This window comes from Streptomyces sp. NPDC004327, from assembly GCF_042873935.1.
GTDB lineage: Bacteria > Actinomycetota > Actinomycetes > Streptomycetales > Streptomycetaceae > Streptomyces.
In genome coordinates this window covers 738260-755732 of the sequence record NZ_JBIAME010000004.1, presented here as the reverse complement: position 1 = coordinate 755732, position 17473 = coordinate 738260, and the positions used below count along the sequence as shown (strand labels likewise).

Here is a 17473-nt window from a genome sequence, read left to right as displayed (position 1 = left end):
CGGGGGGGGGGGTGGGGGGGGGGGGGTGGCGGGGGCCGGGGGGGGGTGTGGGGGGGGGGGGGGGGGGGGGGGGGGGGGGGGGGGTGGGGGGGGGGGGGGGGGGGGGGGGGGGGGGGGGGGGGGGGGGGGGGGGGGGGGGGGGGGGCCCCCCCCCCCCCCCCCCCCCCGCGCCCGCAGCCTCTACGCCATCAGAGGACCACCACCGAGCGCAGCACGTCGCCGTGGTGCATCCGCTCGAAGGCCTTCTCGACCTCGTCCAGCCCGATGGTCTCCGTGACGAAGGCGTCCAGGTCGAGGCGGCCCTGGAGATGGAGGTCGACGAGCATCGGGAAGTCGCGGGACGGCAGACAGTCGCCGTACCAGGAGGACTTCAGCGCGCCGCCACGGCCGAAGACGTCGATCAGAGGCAGTTCCAGCTTCATCTCCGGTGTGGGCACACCGACCAGGACGACCGTGCCGGCGAGGTCGCGGGCGTAGAACGCCTGCTGGTACGTCTCCGGGCGGCCCACGGCCTCGATGACGACGTCGGCGCCGTAGCCGCCGGTCAGCTCGCGGATCGCCTCGACCGCGTCGGCGGAACGGGAGTTGACGGTGTGGGTGGCGCCCAGCCGGCCGGCGGTCGCCAGCTTGCGGTCGTCGATGTCGACCGCGATGACCTTGGCGGCGCCCGCCAGCTTCGCCCCGGCGACCGCCGCGGCCCCGACGCCACCGCAGCCGATGACGGCGACCGAGTCGCCGCGGCCGACGTTCCCGGTGTTGATCGCGGCGCCGATGCCTGCCATCACCCCGCACCCGAGCAGGCCCACGGCGGCGGCCGACGCGGCCCGGTCGACCTTCGTGCACTGCCCGGCCGCCACCAGCGTCTTCTCCGCGAACGCGCCGATACCCAGCGCCGGGGACAGCTCCTGCCCGGTCGAGGCGAGGGTCATCCTCTGCTTGGCGTTGTGGGTATCGAAGCAGTACCAGGGCCGTCCCCGCAGACAGGCGCGGCACTGACCGCACACCGCCCGCCAGTTGAGGATGACGAAGTCGCCGGGCGCGACATCGGTGACGCCCTCCCCCACCGACTCCACGACGCCCGCGGCCTCGTGACCCAGCAGGAAGGGGAACTCGTCGTTGATCCCGCCCTCGCGATAGTGCAGGTCGGTGTGGCAGACCCCGCAGGCTTCGATCTTCACCAGCGCCTCGCCCGGGCCGGGATCCGGCACGATGATCGTCTCCAGGCTGACGGGGGCGCCCTTGCCCCGCGCGACGACAGCACGGACCTGGTGCGTCATGACCACTCCTCGGCTGGTACGAGACCTGAACAGACGTTGCTCATTACGACACGCATCTCACGTGTCGCAACAAAGCATCGTGGAGCGCCAACGGGAGGTCAAGGAGTCGGCGCGCACCGCACGGCAGCCGAAGAAGCGGCAGGGGTGGTTGTCGCGACCCGCGCGCCGCGGTCGCGGCGTACCGGGCGTGCCAGGGGTTACCGTCGGCCCCATGGAGCGAATCCGAGCGGCCCTGGTCGACATCGACGGCGTCCTCACCGTTTCCTGGAAGGCCCTGCCGGGAGCGGCCCCGGCCATGGAGCGGCTGCGCGGCGCGGGGCTCCGCATCGCCCTGGTCACCAACAACACGTCCCGCACCCGGGCCGCCATCGCCTCGCGTCTGGCCGGCCTCGGCTTCCCCGTCGACGCCGCAGACGTCCTGACCGCCCCGGCGGCCACGGCGGCCTATCTGCGCGAGCACTTCCCCGGCGCGCGCTGCCTCCTGCTCAACAGCGGGGACGTACAGGACGATCTGGAGGGGATCACGCTCGTCGAGGAGGGTGACGCCGACGTCGTCGTGCTCGGTGGTGCGGGGAGCGAGTTCGGCTACGAGGCCCTCAACCGGGTCTTCCGGCAGCTGCAGGGCGGGGCCCGGCTGGTGTCGATGCACCGCAATCTGTACTGGCGCACCGAGGGCGGCCTCGACCTGGACACCGGGGCCTTCCTCGAAGGGCTCGAGAAGGCCGCCCGCACCGAGGCGGAGGTGACGGGCAAGCCGTCCCCCGCGTTCTTCGCAAGCGCCCTCGCCCACCTCGGCGTCGAGGCTTCGGAAGCACTGATGGTCGGTGACGACATCGAGTCCGACGTGCTGGCCGCCCAGCGGTCGGGCATCACCGGCGTACTGGTGCAGACGGGCAAGTACCTGCCCGAGACGCACCGCGCCGCCTCCGGGACGCCCGATCACGTCCTCGACTCCTTCGCCGACCTTCCCGCCCTGCTCGGCGCCGGGGACGACGGAACACCTCAGGACTGACAGGTCCCATGGGATGGAGGCGGGTAGAGGCGGTCATCGAGCATCAGATTGCGTCGCCGGGACCTCAGGCCCGCGCCCAGCGGACGCGGGCCGCCGGCCGGACTTCGCCGGCCGCGAGCCCCGCTGACGCCCCGCCCGCCGCCCGCCGTCACCGCGCGAAGAGCAGCCGGAGCGCGACCCGCCGGTAGTAGCGCACATGGGCGAGCGCCAGCTGGGCGGCCGCCTCCGCGTCGCCCGCGCCGATCGCCTCGTACAGCAGCCGGTGCTCCTCCCACAGCGGACCCGGCTCGTCGACCTGCTGGAACAGCCAGCGCAGCCGCCCCTCCAGGGACTCCAGGCCGGTGACGAGGAGTTCGTTGCGCGACATGCGCACGATCTGGGCGTGGAAGGCGGCGTTGGCCCGCGAGAGGCGCTCGGGGCCGCCTTCGGTGGTGGCGGCGCGGGCCTCGGCGAGCAGCCGGGCGAGGGTGTTCAGCTCGGCGTCGGTGCGCCGTTCGGCGGCGCGGCGCACGGCGAGGACCTCCAGGGCCTCGCGCATGTCGAAGAGGTTCTCGACGTCCTGGCGGGTCATCTCGCGGACGACGATGCGGCGCGGGGAGACGGCGGTGAGGAAACCCTCGCCGAGGAGGATGCGGATGGCCTCGCGGACGGGCACCCGCGAGACGCCGAACTCCTCGGCGACCTCCCGCTCGACCAGCCGGTCCCCCGGCTTCAGCCGTCCGGCGATGATGCGGTCCCGCAGTCCTTCGCGGACCTGGTCGCGGAGCCAGCCGCCGCCGGCCTCCCTCGCCCCTGCCCCTGTCATCGGTCCTCCCCCGTCGGTCACCTCACGGTATGCCACCTGGGCGGGTGGCCCGGGTGGCGGGCCTGCGACGTCCGTCTCGATCGACTTGACGCACACGCGTGCGATACTTAGCTTCGCCTTACCTAAGTTCCACTTCCCGCCTGTGAGAGTCGTCCCGCCATGCCGAGAACCCTGTCGCGTCCGCCCCGCACCCTCGCCGTCACGGCGGACACGGCAGCGCCCGGAACGCCCGCGCACGAGGACCTCACCCCCGGCTGGCTCCTCGCCCTCACGGGCGTACTCGCGGCCGGCGTGCTCGCGGCGTCCTGCTGGACGGCCGGACATGTGCACGCGGACATCACCCTGCAGACCGTGGCCCGGTTCCTGCACGTGGCGAGCCTGGTCGCGGGACTCGGATCGGTGCTCGCAGTCGACTGGTTCGCGGTGCTCTGGCTCACCGGCCGCCGCCCACTGGCCGCCGTCCTCGACACCGCCTCCGCACTGCAGACCCCGATCTGGGCCGGCCTCGGCGGACTGACCGTCACCGGCCTCTTCCTCCGACCCGACCTGGACTCGCCGCTCACCCTGGTCAAGCTCGGCCTGGTGCTCGCCGTCACGGTCAACGGCCTGTACGCGCACCGGCTCGGCCAGCTGCTCGAACGCGTCCGGGACCGTGCCGAGGTGCCCCGCCGGCTGCTCGTCCGCTCCGGTCTCGCGGCCACCGTCAGTCAGGCCGGCTGGTGGGGCGCGACGGTCATCGGCTTCCTGAACAGCCGCTCCTGACCCTCGCTCACTGTCTGTTTCCGCCGCCGTTTCCGGCCCGTTCGCGGCCTGTTCCCGCCCTCGTTTTGGATTGTCGGAGGATCATCCCTACGATCCTCCGATGATCACGAGAAAACGGCTGGCGACCGGGGCCTGCGCGCTGCTCGCCGCCCTGACCGTCGGGCTCCTCCCGACCAGCGCCACGGCCGACGACGGACCGGCGGCCGCGGACTCCGCCAAGGAATCGCCCAAGGTCGAGCTGGTGCTCGACGTCAGCGGCTCGATGCGCGCCCGCGACATCGACGGACAGTCCCGGATGGCCGCCGCCAAGCAGGCGTTCAACGAGGTCCTGGACGCGGTGCCGCAGGAGGTGCGACTCGGCATCCGCACCCTCGGCGCCGACTACCCGGGCCCGGACCGCAAGCGCGGCTGCAAGGACACCCGGCCCCTCTACCCGGTCGGCCCGCTCGACCGCACCGAGGCCAAGACCGCCGTCGCCACCCTCGCGCCCACCGGCTGGACCCCCATCGGCCCGGCGCTGCTCGGCGCGGCCGACGACCTGAAGAAGGGCGAGGCCGCCCAGGGCGCCGACGGCCAGGCCGGCGGGGCGACCAAGCGGATCGTGCTCATCACGGACGGCGAGGACACCTGCGCCCCGCTCGACCCGTGCGAGGTGGCGCGTGACATCGCCGCCCAGGGCATCCACCTGGTCATCGACACCCTCGGCCTGGTCCCGGACGTCAAGACCCGGCGCCAGCTGATGTGCATCGCCGAGGCCACCGGCGGCACGTACACCTCCGTGCACCGCACCGAGGAACTCTCCGGCCGCGTCCGGCAGCTGGTCGACCGCGCGGCCGACCCGGTCGTCACGCCGGTCGCCACCGACGGCGCCGGGCGCTGCGCCGACGCGCCCGTGCTCAAGCCGGGCCTCTACACCGACCGTCAGGTCTTCGGCAGCCACCGCTTCTACAAGGTGGACGTGCTGCCGGGCCAGGAGCTGCGCGCCTCGGTGAGCATCGGCGCCGACCGGGCCGTCAACAAGGACTACGGCGTGCTGCTGCGGGCCGTCACCACGCACGGCCGCGAGATCGTGCGAGGCTCCGAGGCGGGCGACGGGCGCACCGACGTCATATCGACCGGCCTGCGCTACGCGAAGAAGGACGACCGGTCCGCGCTGGACGACGACACCAAGACGGCCGCCGAGACGGTCTGTCTCCAGGTCAGCAACTCCTTCTCCGCTCCCCCGTCGGTCAAGACCACGCCCGGCATGCCGGTCGAGCTCGCGATCGACGTCGTCGACGGTCCCGGCGCGGCCTCGGACGTGGCCTCCTTCGGCCTCGGCCGCGGCTGGTGGCTGCTCGGCGCGCTTGTGCTCGCCGGCTTCCTCGGCGGCCTGATCTGGGGCTGGCTGTCCCGCTGGCGCTTCGCCGTCTGGAGGACCAACTGATGCGTACTGTTCGCACGATGTTCGCGGCCGCCGCGCTCGCCGGCGCCGCCCTGCTCGGCCCCGCCGCCCCTGCGGGCCTCGCCGACACCGCGACCCCGACCGCCGTCCCGAGCGGCAGCGCGAGCGCCGCGGAGCAGGCCGGGCCGACCGAGGCCGGTACCTCCTTCCGCACCGCCGCGTTCTTCCGGCAGGGGCAGCAGGCCACCGCGCAGGCGTCCACGGGTGACTACCTGTACTGGCAGTTCCCGGCCGACTCCGGTCAGCGGCCCACCGTCTCCGCCACCGTCACGCTGCCCGACCCGGCGCTGCGGCACGGCTCCTCGGCCTGGCGGATCGACGTGTACGACGGGCTGCGCCGGCGTCAGCCGTGCATGTACGGCATGCAGTCGCGGCTCGCGGCCAAGGACGCCGCGACGGTGGAACTCCGTTGCGTCCTGCGCCCGGTCCGGGCCGCCGCCGACACCTGGTCGAACGACCCGCTGCCGGGCGTCTACTTCGTCCGTCTGACGGTCACCGGGCTGCCCGAGGACGACCTCGGCCAGCCGTTCTCGGCCCGGATCGGCGCGGAGTCGAAGGAGCTGGGCGGGGCGTACGCGGCGGACGGCGCGCTCGCCGTGCCGCTGGTGCCCGGCGCCACCACGCCGGAGACGGTCGAGGCGCGGGCGCCGGAGGACGGCTGGTCCTCGGGCTGGTGGTCCGACCGCTGGCTGTGGACCGCGGCGGGCGGCGTGCTCGCCGCGCTCGCGGGCATCGGCGGTTACGTCCTGACGCGCGGCTCCGGCCGCCCGTCCCGGGTCCCGCCGGGCGTCTGACCCGTTCACGCGTCACACCGGCCCCTGTCGCCCCGGCGGCGGGGGCCGGTCGCGTGTCCGGCGGCGCCAGCGCGAACTTCGCCGGCAGGCCCGTCCCGCGCCACCTGGCGCGCGGCGCCATCGGCTTCGGCCTGATCAACGGCCGCTACCGGCCGCCGGGCCTGACCAGGCCGCTCTCGTACGCGTGGACCGCGGCCTGGGTGCGGTCGCGCAGGCCGAGCTTGGTGAGGATGCGGCTCACATAGGTCTTCACGGTCTGCTCGGCGACGACGAGACTGCCGGCTATCTCGGCGTTGGACAGGCCCTGCGCGATGAGCGTCAGGACCTCGGTCTCGCGCTCCGTCAGCGAACCGAGCCGGTCCATCCGCGGGACCGCCGGGGCGGGGCTGAGCCGGGAGAACTCCGCGATGAGCCGCTTGGTCAGATTCGGCGCGAGCAGCGCGTCGCCGCGCGCCACGACCCGTACCGCCTCCGCGAGTTCCTCGGCCGAAGCGTCCTTGAGGAGGAAGCCCGCGGCGCCGGCGCGCAGCGCCTCGTACACGTACTCGTCCAGGTCGAAGGTGGTCAGGACGAGCACCTTGACGGTGGCGTCGGCGGGTTCGGTGAGCAGCCGGGTGGCCTCGATGCCGCCCGTGCCGGGCATCCGGATGTCCATCAGGACGACATCGGGGTCGAGTTCGGCGGCGCGCGCGACGGCGTCGGCGCCGTCGACGGCCTGGCCGACGACCTCGATGCCCGGCTCGGCGTTCAGCAGGACCGTGAAGCCCTGCCGGACCATGCTCTGGTCGTCCGCGATGAGAACCCTGATGTCGTCGCTGCTCATGGAGCCGTGATGTCCTTCGTGGTGAGAGGGGCGGGGAGCACCGCGGTGACCTCCCAGCCGCCGTCGGGGGTGGGTCCGGCGGCGAGTTCGCCGCCGAGCATGGCGGCGCGTTCGCGCATGCCGAGCAGTCCGTGGCCGGGTTCGCCGGAGGCGCCGGGCGCGGTCGGGGCGGCCGGGCCGCGGGGGGCCGTGTTGGTGATCCGCACGGTCAGTCCGTCGCGGTGGTAGCGGGTCTCCACGGTGGCGCGGGCGCCGGGGGCGTGCCGCATCACGTTGCTGAGGGCCTCCTGCACGATGCGGTACGCGGAGAGTTCGGCGCCCGGGGAGAGCGGCCGGGTCGCGCCGTGCGTCCCGGCGGTGACGTCGAGGCCGGCGGCGCGGACGTTGCCGAGGAGTTCGCCGAGCCGGTCGAGGGTGGGCTGCGGGGCGTGCCGTACACCGGCGGCGGCGTCGCTGCCGTCGCCGTCGCCGCGCAGCACGCCGAGGACGCGCCGGAGTTCGGTGAGGGCGTCGACGGCGTTCTGCCGGATGCCGGCCAGGTTCTCGCGCAGCTCGGGCGAGGGGTTCTCGACGAGGTGCGGGGCGACCTGGGCCTGGATGGAGATGACGGACATGTGGTGGGCGACCACGTCGTGCAGCTCGCGGGCGATCCGGCCGCGCTCCTCCAGGAGGGCGCGGCGGGCGCGTTCGCCGGCGGTGAGCACCTCCTGTTCGACCAGGCGGGTGCGCGAGACGCGGGCGGCGCGGAGCGAGCAGCCGACGACGGTCGCGGTGGTGAAGAACGCGGAGCCGACGGACAGGATGGCCGGGTGCGGCACGGTGTGCGGCAGCAGGGCGCCGATGCCGGTGAGCAGGGTGACGCCGAGCGCGGTGGCGGCGGCGAGGGGGCGGACGCGCAGCGAGAGCAGCAGCAGGACGAGGGTGTGCAGGGCGACGGCGGCGCCGCTCCAGGGCCAGGGGGCGGCGAAGAAGGGCGCCGCGAGGGTGCCGTTGATCAGGAGGGCGGCGGTGGAGAGCCAGGTGGCGGCGGCGGGCCGGGTGAGGGCGAGGACGGGCGCGGCGGTCTGCAGGACGACGAACAGCGTGATGCTGCCGGGGGCCGGCTCCATGGAGTTCTCGTACTCCGTCATCCCCCACATCCCCAAGAGGAAGCTGAGGAGGACGAGATGGGCGTGCGGCAGCCAGCTGAGGTAGCGGTGGCGGGGCAGCGGGTCGCGGCGCGGCGAGCCGAGGTCGGCGCGCAGGATCTCCGGGGCGGCGCGCAGCGCGCTCTCCCACCGTGCCGTGTCCCCCGCCGTGCCCACCGTGCCTCCCCCGCCCGTGTGTGTGATCTTCTGCGACAGCCTAGGCACGTCGTGCCTCCGTCCTTCTGGCGGGCCGCCGCTTGACGGTGGCGCGGGTGCGGGTGGTGCGTTCGTACGCGTGGAAGACGGCCCCGCAGATCAGCAGCGCGACGGCGAAGACCGGGAGCCAGCCGAGCCGGGCGAGGACCCAGCCGTAGTTGTCGGGGACGGTGTGCAGGCCGGTGAGCGGGCCGTGGCCGAGGCGGCCGGCGGTGAGCAGTCCGCCGGCGGTGACGGCGATCATCGCGGTCTGGTGCCAGAGGAAGACGGTCATGGCGCACAGGTTGAGCAGGGCGACGGCCGCCCAGGCGGCGGGCCGGGCGAGGGCGCGGCGCAGCGGCCCGAGGAGCAGCATGGCGGCTCCGGACTGGGCGAGGCCGAAGGTGACGGCGGCGAGCGTGGGCGGGTTGAGGTTGGAGACCGGGGCGCCGGGCACGCCGACCATGGAGCCGGGGTAGCCGGCGAAGGCGACGAGGAGTCCGGTCACGGCGGCGCCGCCGAGCAGGAGGGTCCAGGAGGCGGCGGGGGCGAGCGCGCCGCGGCGGGCGATCAGGGCGCCGAGGCAGTACGGGACGAGCCAGCCGGCGGGCAGGTTGAGCCAGCCGAGCCACTCGGGGCCGTCGAACCCGAAGCGGGCCAGGTCGACGTGGAGGACGACGGCCAGCGGCCACAGCGGGTGGACGCGGGCGACGAGCGGGGTGGCGGCGGTGAGGGCGGCGAGGACGAGCAGGAACCACAGCGGCGAGAGCACGAGCTTGCCGAGGGTGTGAACGGTCGGCCAGGGCACTCCGGAGGCGAGCATGGCGGCCGCGGCGACCAGCCAGACGAGGAGCAGCGGGACGACCGGCCGGAACAGCCGGCGGAGCCGGGCGGCGATCCAGGTGCCGTGGCCCTCGCCGCGGGCGCGGGCGGCGGCATGGCCGCGGGCGGCGACGTACCCGCCGACCAGGAAGAACACGGCGAGGGTCTGGAACACCCAGGAGACCGGGGTGAGTGCGGGCAGATGGCCGAGGGGGCTCTCGGTGTGCAGGGTGCCGCTGTCGGCGACCAGGGCGGTGACCAGCCAGTGGCCGAGCACGACGCCCAGGATGGCGAAGGCGCGCAGCGCGTCGAGGGCGCGGTCGCGGCCGGGCGGGGTGGTGTCGGCGATGCGCCGGATGAGGGTGTGGAGGCGGTCACGCACGGTCGGGCTCCTGTCCTTCGACGATGCGGGCGAGGTTGCGCAGGGGCAGGGAGCCGGGGGCGAGGTAGTCGCTGTGGGTGCCGTCGCCGGCGGCGAAGCGGCGGGCTCCGAAGGCGGGGTCCATGGGGTCGGTGCCGAAGCCGAGTTCGGTGCCGGGGAGCAGCGGCAGGCTGAGGTGCGGCACGTCGGCGACCCAGTCGCCGGTGGCGCGGCCGGCCCAGACGGTGGCGCGGGTGTGCAGGTCGGCGGCGCTGTCGAGGGTGGTGCCGGGGCTGCCGTAGAGGACGACGGCGGCGACGGGCAGGTCGGCGGCGGCCAGCGCGCACACCACGGAGCCGTAGGAGTGGCCGAGCAGGGTGATCGGCGCTCCGGGCCGAATGGCGGTCAACTCGCGGATGAACGCGTGGAGTTCGTGTGCGGCACTCGCGGCCCGGCCGGGTGTGAGGGAGGCGGCGCTGGCGGTGGCGGGGGTGCGGTAGCCGAGCCAGGCGACGACGGCGGTGCGGGGGCCGGAGTCCTTCCGGAGGGCGGCCTGGAGGGCGAGGGCTCCGGAGCGGAACCGGCCGTAGCTGTCGAGTGCGGTGTCCACGCCGGGGACGAGGACGGCGATCCGCTCGGCGCGCGCCAGGTCGCCGACGACCTCGACGCTGCGGCCGCCGTCCCGCCCGTCGAAGGAGAGGAACTGCCGTCCCGGCGCGGCCATCTGCCGCAGCGACCCGGCTCGCCGGGGCGCGCCGTACTCCTCCGCCGTGCGCGCGGCCGCCGCCAGGTCCGCCCGCCCGGTGGCGTACCGCGCGTCGAGCTGTGCGGCGAGCACGTCGGGCCCGGCCGCGGTCAGCGGCCGTACGGCCCGCGGCGCGGGCGCCGGCACCTCGGCGGGCCGGGCGGCGCCCACGACCGGCACCGCGACGGCGGCGGTGACGAGCGCGGCGAGCAGGGTGCGGCGGAGGCGGCCGGTGCGGGCGGGGGGCGCCATGAGGTTCCTTCCGTGGCGGGTCTTCGTTCCGCTCCGAAAGGTAGGAATCAGCCGCTGTCGCCGGCGTCCCGCCAGGGAGCCAACCTCGGCGGTAGCTCTCAGGTATGACGGGTCATCCGCAGGTCCCAGCACCCGCGCCCGCCCGCCACCGGACACGCTGCCCGTGAACTGCTCTGATGTGGGCGGGAGTTGGCCCGGCGGTCTGGCCGGCGGTCCGGTGCGCGGCTAGGGCCTGTCCGGCGGATCATGGATCATGATGAACGGTCGCTTCACGCCTCCTCGTTCGGCGCCGCGGCGGCCGCCTACGCCGAACACCGCCCCGACTACACGCAGGCCGCGGTGCGCTGGGCCCTCGGGTCCGCGCCGGGTCCGCGGGTGCTCGACCTGTGCGCCGGAACCGGCAAGCTGACCGCCGTGCTCGTCGCGATGGGCGCCGAGGTCGTCTCGGTCGAGCCCGACCCGGCGATGCCGGCCGAGCTGCGCAGCGCCGTGCCCGGAGTGCGGGCGTTCCAGGGCAGCGCCGAATCGATTCCGCTGCCGGACGGGTCCGTCGACGCGGTGGTGGCCGGCAACGCCATGCACTGGTTCGACATGGCGGTGGCCGGTCCCGAGATCGCCCGGGTCCTCGCGCCCGGCGGCGTCCTGGCCGGTCCGTGGAACGTCCTGGACGACGAGGTCGACTGGGTCGAAGGGCTCGCGGAGATCAGCGGCAACGCCGCCATCGGCCCGCGTGACACCCCGGCCGCCTGGCGCGCCGAGACGGCGCGCATGCACCTGCCGAAGACCGGTGCGCCCCGCTTCGGCTCGCCCGAGCAGGCCGGCTTCGCCCACGGGCAGCTCCGCACCGCCGACTCGCTCGTCGCGACGCTCGCGACGCGCGCGGGGATGATCGTCATGCCGGAGGCGGAACGGGAGCACGCGCTCGGCCGGATCCGCTCCTATCTCGCGAGCCGGCCGGAGACCGCCGAAGGCGAGTTCACCCTGCCGATGCGCACCAGCGTGCTGCGCGTCCGCAGGCTCTGAGGCCGGGCGGCGGCCCGTCGGGCGGGGCTCCGGCGCGGTCGCCTCAGAGCGCTCCCACGCGGTCGTAGCGCAGCAGCACCACCCCGTTGCCGAAGGTCCGGGTCCGATCGAGGCGCAGCTCGGCGGTGGTGTCGGTGGGCGGGAACAGGCGGGTGCCGCGGCCGACGAGGACGGGGTGGACGTAGACGTGGTAGACGTCGATGAGGTCCAGCTCCCGGAAGGCCGCCCCGAGCACGGCGCCGCCGACGGTGAGGTCGCCGTCGGCGGCGGCCGCGAGGGCGCGGACCTCGCCGGCGTCCACGCGGCGGACGATCGTGGTGTCCGGGCCGGCGTGCTCCAGCGTCGTGGAGTAGACCGTCTTGGGCATGGACCGCCAGATCCCGGCGAACTCCCGTGTGGCGGGAGTGCTCGCCGGGTCGCTGTCGGCGGTCGGCCAGTAGTCCGCCATCAGCTGGTGGGTGCGGCGGCCGCTGAGGAACCCGCCCATGCCGGCGAGTTCCTCGTTGAAGTGCCGGTGCAGCTCCTCGTCGACCCGGTGCCAGCCGATGTCGTGGCCGGTCCCCTCGATGTATCCGTCGAGGGAGACGGAGATGAACTGCACGATCTTTCCGGACATCGTCCGCGCTCCCTAGGTCGGCTGCCGGGTCGTCGCCCGCGCGTCACGGCATGCGGCGGGCGCCCTCCTTGACGGCCTCGCGAATACGGTTATAGGTGCCGCAGCGGCAGATGTTGCGGATCTGGTCGAGATCGGCCTCGTCGACCTCCCGCCCGGCCTCGCGGGCCCGCTTGACGGCCGCGACGGCGGCCATGATCTGGCCGGGCTGGCAGTAGCCGCACTGGGCGACGTCGATGTCGAGCCAGGCCTCCTGCATCGGGTGCAGGTCCTTGCCCACGGTGCCGGGCAGGCCCTCGATGGTGGTGACCTCGTCGGTCGGCCCGATGTCCTTCACCGGGACGCTGCACGGGTTGAACGCCCTGCCGTTGAGGTGGCTCGTACACGCCTGGCAGACGCCGAGGCCGCAGCCGTACTTGGGGCCGGTGACGCCGAGGACGTCCCGGAGCACCCAGAGCAGCCGGACGTCGTCCTCGACCTCGGCGGTGACGGCCTTGCCGTTGAGGATGAAGGTGTGCTGGGGCACGAAGGCTCCTGAATTCCTGGTCGGTGAGAGGTCGCGGGGCTCAGAGTGCGCGGTCGCGGCCGTCGGTCGGCGACGCCGGGATCGGCGGCACGGTGGGCAGCGGGGTGAAGGCGAGCGGCTCGCCGTGGTTGACGGGGAAGCTGGTCGGCATGGTGCCGGTGGCCCGGCCGTACGCGCAGGCGACGGCGGCCATGGAGGCGGCGACGGCCAGCTCGCCGGCGCCGCCCGGCTTGCCGGTGGTCGGCGGCATGACGACGATCTCCAGCTCGGGCGGGGTGTTCCACTGCCGGGTGTAGAAGTAGTTGTCCCAGCTGCCCTCCAGGAAGTGCCCGTCCTTCAGGTGCAGGCCCGAGGTGAGGGTGAGGGCGATGCCGTCGATGATGCCGCCCATCATCTGGGCTTCCAGACCACGGGTGTTGACGGCGAGGCCGACGTCGACCGCGCAGACGACCTTGGTGACGCGCGGCCCTGTGTAGGCGTCGCGGATCTTCCGGCCGGTGGTCTCCGGGCGGCAGTCGATCTCGGCGAGGACGGCGACGAAGCCGTGGTACTCGGGATGGATCGCGATGCCCTGCGCCGTGCCGGGCGCCATCTGCCGTCCCCACCGGCCGACTTCGGCGACCTTGTCGAGCACCGCCCGGGCCCGCTCGTCCTTGAGGAAGCGGCGCCGGAACGCCAGCGCGTCCTCGCCCATCCGCTTGGCGAGCTCGTCGGCGACGAGTTCCTGCGCGCAGCGCACGTTCGGCGAGTAGATGTTGCGCATGGAGCCGGTGTTGAAGCCGTGGTCGACCTCGTTGAGCAGCTGGGTGGTCACCCCGAAGTGGTACGGGCTCGACTGGGTGAGCTGGAACATCGTCTCGGAGAACGTCAGGTCGGCGACCGGGAGCTGCGCCGCCTCCGAGGTGATGATCTCGCCGACGCCGTGCCCGAAGTCGGTGGCGGCGGAGGTGTGCCGCAGTTCGTACGTGAGGACCTCGCCGAGCGCGTACGTGGCGCGCACCCGGGAGGTGGCCATCGGGTGCGTACGGCCCTGCCGGAAGTCGTCGGTGCGGTGCCACATCAGGCGCACGGGCTTGCCCATCGCCTTCGAGATCTCGGCGGCCTCGCCGGCGGCGTCGTGGAACAGCTTGCGGCCGAACGAGCCGCCGCCCTCGGTGACATGGACCTTCACGGCGGTCACCGGCAGCCCCAGCTGGAGCGCGATCTTCTCCTGGGCGACGATCGGCGCCTTGAGACTGGCCCAGATCTCGGCCGAGCCGGGGCGGACGTCGGCGACGGCGCAGTTGGTCTCCAGGGCGCTGTTGCTCGCGAAGTGGAAGGTGAAGCGGGCGTCGACGGACTTCGTGAGCAGGTCCAGGGGCGGGACGACGAGGGGCAGTTCGGCCCGGCGGAGCTCCGCGAGCACCGTGGCGTCGGAGGCGCCCTCGGCGGTGCCCGGGCCCCAGTCGACCTTGAGGGCGCGGACGGCGTCGATGCACTGGCCGAAGGTCCGGCCGCGGACGGCGACGCCGGTGGAGACGGTGACGACGTCGGTGATGCCCGGCATGGCCCGGACCTCGGCCAGGTTGTCGACCGAGCGGACGGTGCCGTTGATCGTCGGCGGGCGGCACACCATGGTGGGCAGGGCGCCGGGGACCTGGACGTCCATGGCGAACTTCTTCCGCCCCGTGACGGCCTCCAGCGCGTCGACCCGGCGCTGCGCGGTGCCGATGACCTTGAACTGGGCGGGGTCCTTGAGCGTGACGGACACCTGTGTGTCGGCGAGCGCGGCGGCCTTCACGGCGAGTTCGCCGTAACCGAGCCGGACTCCGCTCGCGGAGGTGATGATGCCGGCCTTCGCGGTCAGCGTGCCGACGGCCTCGCCGAGTTCGAGCGCGGCGGCGCGCAGCAGCCGGCCCCGGGCCACGGCGGCGGCGACCCGGACCGGGGTGAAGGTGGAGATGGTGGTGTTGGAGCCGCCGGTGAGCTGGTTGAAGAGCAGCTCGGGCCGGGCGTCGGCGAGCGTCACCTTGATCCGGTCGACCGGCAGGTCCAGCTCCTCGGCGATGAGCATCGCGGTGGAGGTGGTGATGCCCTGGCCGACCTCGGCGCGCGGCAGCGCGAAGTGGGCGGTGCCGTCCGGGTCGATGCGGATGGTGATGAGGTTCGCCGTGGGCAGCGCGGCATGCGTGAGCATGTCGTTCAGGTCGTAGATGTCGGCGGGCCCGGGCAGCGACGGCACCACCCCGGGCACGAGCGCCTCCGCCCGCGCGGGCGCCACCGCCTCCTCCCCGAGCTGCGCGGCGACCGTGAGCGTCGGCGCCGCCAGTACGTACCCGAGGAATCGACGCCGCCCGATACCGCGCGGCGGCGCGGCTTCCGGTTCGTGCTGTGCGGCGCGGTCCTGCGCTTCCATGGGCGCTGCCCTTTCGACGAGGGGTGAGCCGATGAGGTTACTCGGCAGTTGTGACGAGTGGATCATCACCCCGACGGCCCACTCAAGGGGCCGGAACGCCGCAGCTTTCACCCCGGACACGCCAAGCCCACACGTACCGGGAAGCACGATCCGAGCTCGCCTCCGCGCCCGCGTGCGGCCACGAGTCCGTCAGGTCGCCGCTTTTCGGATGATGGGTTCGATCAGTGAGGGTGGACAAGGCACGGAACGACGGTCTTACCGCGCGGGCCCCAGGCCGCCGCCCCTCGCGCCCGCCCCGCCGCCTGACGTGACGAATCCGGCCGGACCGCAGACGACGACCAGCGCCCCATGCGACTCGGCACTACCCCGCCCCCGCACATGGGCTACCCTCCCCCGCCATGACCGGATCCGCGCGCGTCACCGCCACCCGCACCTCCTACGACACCGTCGCCGCCTCCTACCAGCGGCTGCTCGCCGACGACCTGGCGACGGCTCCGCTCGACCGGGCCATGCTCGTGGCCTTCGCCGAGGAGGTGCGGGGAGCCGGCGGCGGACCCGTCGGGGACCTCGGGTGCGGGACAGGGCGGGTGACGCGGTTCCTGCGGGACCTCGGAGTGGACGCGTTCGGCGTGGACCTGTCCCCCGGGATGATCGAGGTGGCCCGGGCCTCGTATCCCGGCCTGCGCTTCGAGGTCGGGTCGATGACCGGCCTCGCGCTCGCGGACGGCTCGCTCGCCGGGGCGCTGTCCTGGTACTCGACCGTGCACATGGCGCCGGAGGAACTCGCCGTGGTCTTCGGCGAGTTCCACCGGGTGCTGGCACCGGGCGCGCCGCTGCTCGTCGCGTTCAAGATCGGTGACGAGCGGGTGCGTCTCGAGCGGGCGTACGGTCACGAGGTCGACCTGGACGTCTACCGGTACCCGGCCGAGCGCGTCGCGTCGCTGCTCGCCGCCGTCGGCTTCACCGTGACCGCGCGGCTGGTGCGCGAGCCGGGGCCGGAGCAGGCGACGCCGCAGGGCTTCCTCCAGGCGCGCCGGGCGGAGTGATCCCAGGCGCCGCGGGCCCGGGCGACGGCGCGGCCACCGCAGCCGCGCAGGGTGGCGCGGGGCAGCCGGGTGCGCGGGCCGCCGCCCGTCATCAGCGCGTTGACGGACGCCATCGGGTCGCCGCCGGCCGAGCGGGCGAGAAGCGCGCCGACCACGACCGGGAGGAGCGCCACGGCGAGGGCGGCACCGGTGGCGGTGACCTGGTGCAGAGGGCGGGGGCGCGGGGCGGCGTCGGTGGTCATGAGGCCATTTCAGCCGCACGGCCGGTCCCGGGACATGGGAGCCGGTACTCAGTTCCCGCACCCGAGGTACTCAGTGCCGGGCGCCACCACCGTGACCAGCGTGAACGAGGCGTGGAACGGGCCCTGCGCGAGCCCGGCGAACAGCGGCGGGCCGGGCCGGAGGCCGAGCGGCCACAGCGGTCCACCTTGTACGCGCGCCGGCGTCCACGGCCGCGGTACGCACGTGCATCCGCCCCGGTCGGCCTGGGCAACCCCCCCTGTCGTCGCCCTCCCCACGAAGTCGAGTACCGCGATCGGGTCCGCGGAGACGTTTTTTCGGCGACCCTCGACAGCAACGGACACATCGTGGAGGTGGGGCGGATATGACCAGGGCGACGACGGTGGACACCGGAAGGCTCCGGATCCTGGTGGTGGAGCACGAGGACGGCGCCGGGCCCGGCCTCGTGGGCGAGCGGCTGCGCGCGGCCGGGCTCGACACGCGGGTCCACCGCCCGTGGCGCGGCGAGGAGTTGCCGGGCTCGCTCGACGGCTGGTCGGGGCTGATCGTCCTGGGCGGCTCGGTCAACTGCGAGGACGACACCGCCGCCCCGTGGCTGCCGCGGGTCAGGGCGCTGATCCGGGAGGCCGTCGAGGCCCGGATACCCGTGCTCGGCATCTGTCTGGGCGGCCAGCTCCTCGCGCATGCGCTCGGCGGCCGCGTGGCCGTCCGCGCCCTCGGCCCCGAGCTCGGCACCGTACCGCTGCGCCGGCTGCCCGCGGCCGACGACGACCCGCTGTTCGGCACGCTGCCCGAGGGCGCCCCCGCGGCCCAGTGGCACTGGGACGAGATCGACCGCCTGCCGCCCGCAGCGGTACCGCTGCTGACCGGCGACGACTGCCGCCACCAGGCGTTCCGGGCCGGCGCGTGCGCGTGGGGCGTGCAGTTCCATCCGGAGGCGCTGACGGGCACGATCGCCGGATGGGCCGCGGCGGACGCGCCCCGGATGCGTGCCGACGGCCTCGATCCGGACGGCGCGGTCGCGTCCGTGCGGGAGGCGGAACCGCGACTGCGGGCGGTGTGGGGCGCGGTGGCGGACGCGTGGGCGGGCGTGGTCCGGGCCGGCCTCCGGGACGCGCGGGCGGGTGTGGCCGTGGCCGGTGGGATCGCCGGGGAGTGATGGGATGGCGTGGGCACGCGCGCGTGCCCACGCCGGGACCGGCGTACCACCC

16 protein-coding genes are annotated in these 17473 nt (G+C 74.3%); 7 read left to right on the top strand and 9 right to left on the bottom strand.

Translation table 11 applies throughout. From position 1 onward, the window contains the following. Window positions 1-188 precede the first annotated feature (188 nt). Entirely contained in the window at window positions 189-1277 is a 1089-nt protein-coding gene (locus ACFYU9_RS17660; protein WP_389345299.1) for an S-(hydroxymethyl)mycothiol dehydrogenase, read from the bottom strand. Window positions 1278-1488: 211 nt separating this feature from the next. Here ACFYU9_RS17660 and ACFYU9_RS17655 point away from each other — a divergent pair, with 211 nt between their 5' ends. After that, on the top strand, window positions 1489-2289 hold the full coding sequence (locus tag ACFYU9_RS17655) for a TIGR01458 family HAD-type hydrolase (protein WP_389345298.1): 801 nt from the start codon (window positions 1489-1491) through the stop codon (window positions 2287-2289). Between the two features lie 148 nt (window positions 2290-2437). Here the strand turns inward: ACFYU9_RS17655 and ACFYU9_RS17650 are convergent, their stop codons facing one another. Beyond that, window positions 2438-3094, bottom strand: a complete 657-nt coding sequence (locus ACFYU9_RS17650) for a GntR family transcriptional regulator (RefSeq protein WP_389213932.1) — start codon at window positions 3092-3094, stop codon at window positions 2438-2440. A 159-nt stretch (window positions 3095-3253) separates the two neighbouring features. Between ACFYU9_RS17650 and ACFYU9_RS17645 the strand changes: the two genes are divergently transcribed. The 3 genes from ACFYU9_RS17645 (at window position 3254) to ACFYU9_RS17635 (ending at window position 6094) form a co-directional block, all read left to right on the top strand. After that, on the top strand, window positions 3254-3856 hold the full coding sequence (locus tag ACFYU9_RS17645) for a hypothetical protein (protein ID WP_389345297.1): 603 nt from the start codon (window positions 3254-3256) through the stop codon (window positions 3854-3856). A gap of 100 nt (window positions 3857-3956) precedes the next feature. Beyond that, window positions 3957-5282, top strand: coding sequence for a VWA domain-containing protein (locus ACFYU9_RS17640; RefSeq protein ID WP_389213926.1), 1326 nt, complete (start codon window positions 3957-3959; stop codon window positions 5280-5282). Beyond that, entirely contained in the window at window positions 5282-6094 is an 813-nt protein-coding gene (locus ACFYU9_RS17635) for a hypothetical protein (protein ID WP_389213923.1), read from the top strand. The genes ACFYU9_RS17640 and ACFYU9_RS17635 overlap by 1 nt, the downstream gene beginning before the upstream one ends. A 145-nt stretch (window positions 6095-6239) precedes the next feature. Here the strand turns inward: ACFYU9_RS17635 and ACFYU9_RS17630 are convergent, their stop codons facing one another. The 4 genes from ACFYU9_RS17630 to ACFYU9_RS17615 are packed head-to-tail and all read right to left on the bottom strand — an operon-like array spanning window position 6240 to window position 10419. Next, on the bottom strand, window positions 6240-6917 hold the full coding sequence (locus ACFYU9_RS17630; protein WP_389345296.1) for a response regulator: 678 nt from the start codon (window positions 6915-6917) through the stop codon (window positions 6240-6242). Continuing rightward, window positions 6914-8221 carry a sensor histidine kinase gene (locus tag ACFYU9_RS17625; RefSeq protein ID WP_389345295.1) on the bottom strand — a complete coding sequence of 436 codons (1308 nt, stop codon included), beginning with the start codon at window positions 8219-8221 and terminating at the stop codon, window positions 6914-6916. Before ACFYU9_RS17625 ends, ACFYU9_RS17630 begins: the two co-directional genes overlap by 4 nt. Window positions 8222-8261: 40 nt before the next feature. Next, entirely contained in the window at window positions 8262-9443 is a 1182-nt protein-coding gene (locus ACFYU9_RS17620) for an acyltransferase (protein WP_389213914.1), read from the bottom strand. Further along, window positions 9436-10419: an alpha/beta hydrolase gene (locus ACFYU9_RS17615; protein WP_389213912.1), complete on the bottom strand. Its 984-nt coding sequence runs from the start codon at window positions 10417-10419 to the stop codon at window positions 9436-9438. The genes ACFYU9_RS17620 and ACFYU9_RS17615 overlap by 8 nt, the downstream gene beginning before the upstream one ends. 246 nt (window positions 10420-10665) lie before the next feature. On the opposite strand from ACFYU9_RS17615, the gene ACFYU9_RS17610 reads away from it, so the two are divergent. Next, complete coding sequence (locus ACFYU9_RS17610) at window positions 10666-11442, top strand: class I SAM-dependent methyltransferase (protein ID WP_389345294.1); 777 nt, start codon at window positions 10666-10668, stop codon at window positions 11440-11442. A 43-nt stretch (window positions 11443-11485) separates the two neighbouring features. Here ACFYU9_RS17610 and ACFYU9_RS17605 read toward each other — a convergent pair whose 3' ends face one another. Genes ACFYU9_RS17605 through ACFYU9_RS17595 form a run of 3 tightly spaced genes read right to left on the bottom strand, consistent with a single transcriptional unit; the run spans window position 11486 to window position 14976 of the window. Beyond that, entirely contained in the window at window positions 11486-12058 is a 573-nt protein-coding gene (locus ACFYU9_RS17605) for a dihydrofolate reductase family protein (RefSeq protein WP_389345293.1), read from the bottom strand. 43 nt (window positions 12059-12101) lie between these two features. Beyond that, entirely contained in the window at window positions 12102-12581 is a 480-nt protein-coding gene (locus tag ACFYU9_RS17600; protein ID WP_389345292.1) for a (2Fe-2S)-binding protein, read from the bottom strand. Between the two features lie 40 nt (window positions 12582-12621). Next, window positions 12622-14976, bottom strand: coding sequence for a molybdopterin cofactor-binding domain-containing protein (locus ACFYU9_RS17595; RefSeq protein ID WP_389345291.1), 2355 nt, complete (start codon window positions 14974-14976; stop codon window positions 12622-12624). Between the two features lie 398 nt (window positions 14977-15374). On the opposite strand from ACFYU9_RS17595, the gene ACFYU9_RS17590 reads away from it, so the two are divergent. Continuing rightward, window positions 15375-16022 (top strand): class I SAM-dependent DNA methyltransferase, encoded by a 648-nt coding sequence (locus ACFYU9_RS17590; protein ID WP_389345290.1) that lies wholly within the window; start codon window positions 15375-15377, stop codon window positions 16020-16022. Between the two features lie 604 nt (window positions 16023-16626). After that, window positions 16627-17421, top strand: a complete 795-nt coding sequence (locus ACFYU9_RS17585; RefSeq protein WP_389345289.1) for a type 1 glutamine amidotransferase — start codon at window positions 16627-16629, stop codon at window positions 17419-17421. Window positions 17422-17473: the final 52 nt, after the last annotated feature.

What these genes read in the sequence shown, in the direction of transcription:
- ACFYU9_RS17585 (WP_389345289.1), top strand. Translation starts at nt 16,627, where the DNA reads ATGACCAGGGCGACGACGGTGGACACCGGAAGGCTCCGGATCCTGGTG.
- ACFYU9_RS17655 (WP_389345298.1), top strand. Translation starts at nt 1,489, where the DNA reads ATGGAGCGAATCCGAGCGGCCCTGGTCGACATCGACGGCGTCCTCACC.
- ACFYU9_RS17660 (WP_389345299.1), bottom strand. Translation starts at nt 1,277, where the DNA reads ATGACGCACCAGGTCCGTGCTGTCGTCGCGCGGGGCAAGGGCGCCCCC.
- ACFYU9_RS17650 (WP_389213932.1), bottom strand. Translation starts at nt 3,094, where the DNA reads ATGACAGGGGCAGGGGCGAGGGAGGCCGGCGGCGGCTGGCTCCGCGAC.
- ACFYU9_RS17640 (WP_389213926.1), top strand. Translation starts at nt 3,957, where the DNA reads ATGATCACGAGAAAACGGCTGGCGACCGGGGCCTGCGCGCTGCTCGCC.
- ACFYU9_RS17590 (WP_389345290.1), top strand. Translation starts at nt 15,375, where the DNA reads ATGACCGGATCCGCGCGCGTCACCGCCACCCGCACCTCCTACGACACC.
- ACFYU9_RS17595 (WP_389345291.1), bottom strand. Translation starts at nt 14,976, where the DNA reads ATGGAAGCGCAGGACCGCGCCGCACAGCACGAACCGGAAGCCGCGCCG.
- ACFYU9_RS17605 (WP_389345293.1), bottom strand. Translation starts at nt 12,058, where the DNA reads ATGTCCGGAAAGATCGTGCAGTTCATCTCCGTCTCCCTCGACGGATAC.
- ACFYU9_RS17615 (WP_389213912.1), bottom strand. Translation starts at nt 10,419, where the DNA reads ATGGCGCCCCCCGCCCGCACCGGCCGCCTCCGCCGCACCCTGCTCGCC.
- ACFYU9_RS17635 (WP_389213923.1), top strand. Translation starts at nt 5,282, where the DNA reads ATGCGTACTGTTCGCACGATGTTCGCGGCCGCCGCGCTCGCCGGCGCC.
- ACFYU9_RS17645 (WP_389345297.1), top strand. Translation starts at nt 3,254, where the DNA reads ATGCCGAGAACCCTGTCGCGTCCGCCCCGCACCCTCGCCGTCACGGCG.
- ACFYU9_RS17630 (WP_389345296.1), bottom strand. Translation starts at nt 6,917, where the DNA reads ATGAGCAGCGACGACATCAGGGTTCTCATCGCGGACGACCAGAGCATG.
- ACFYU9_RS17610 (WP_389345294.1), top strand. Translation starts at nt 10,666, where the DNA reads ATGGATCATGATGAACGGTCGCTTCACGCCTCCTCGTTCGGCGCCGCG.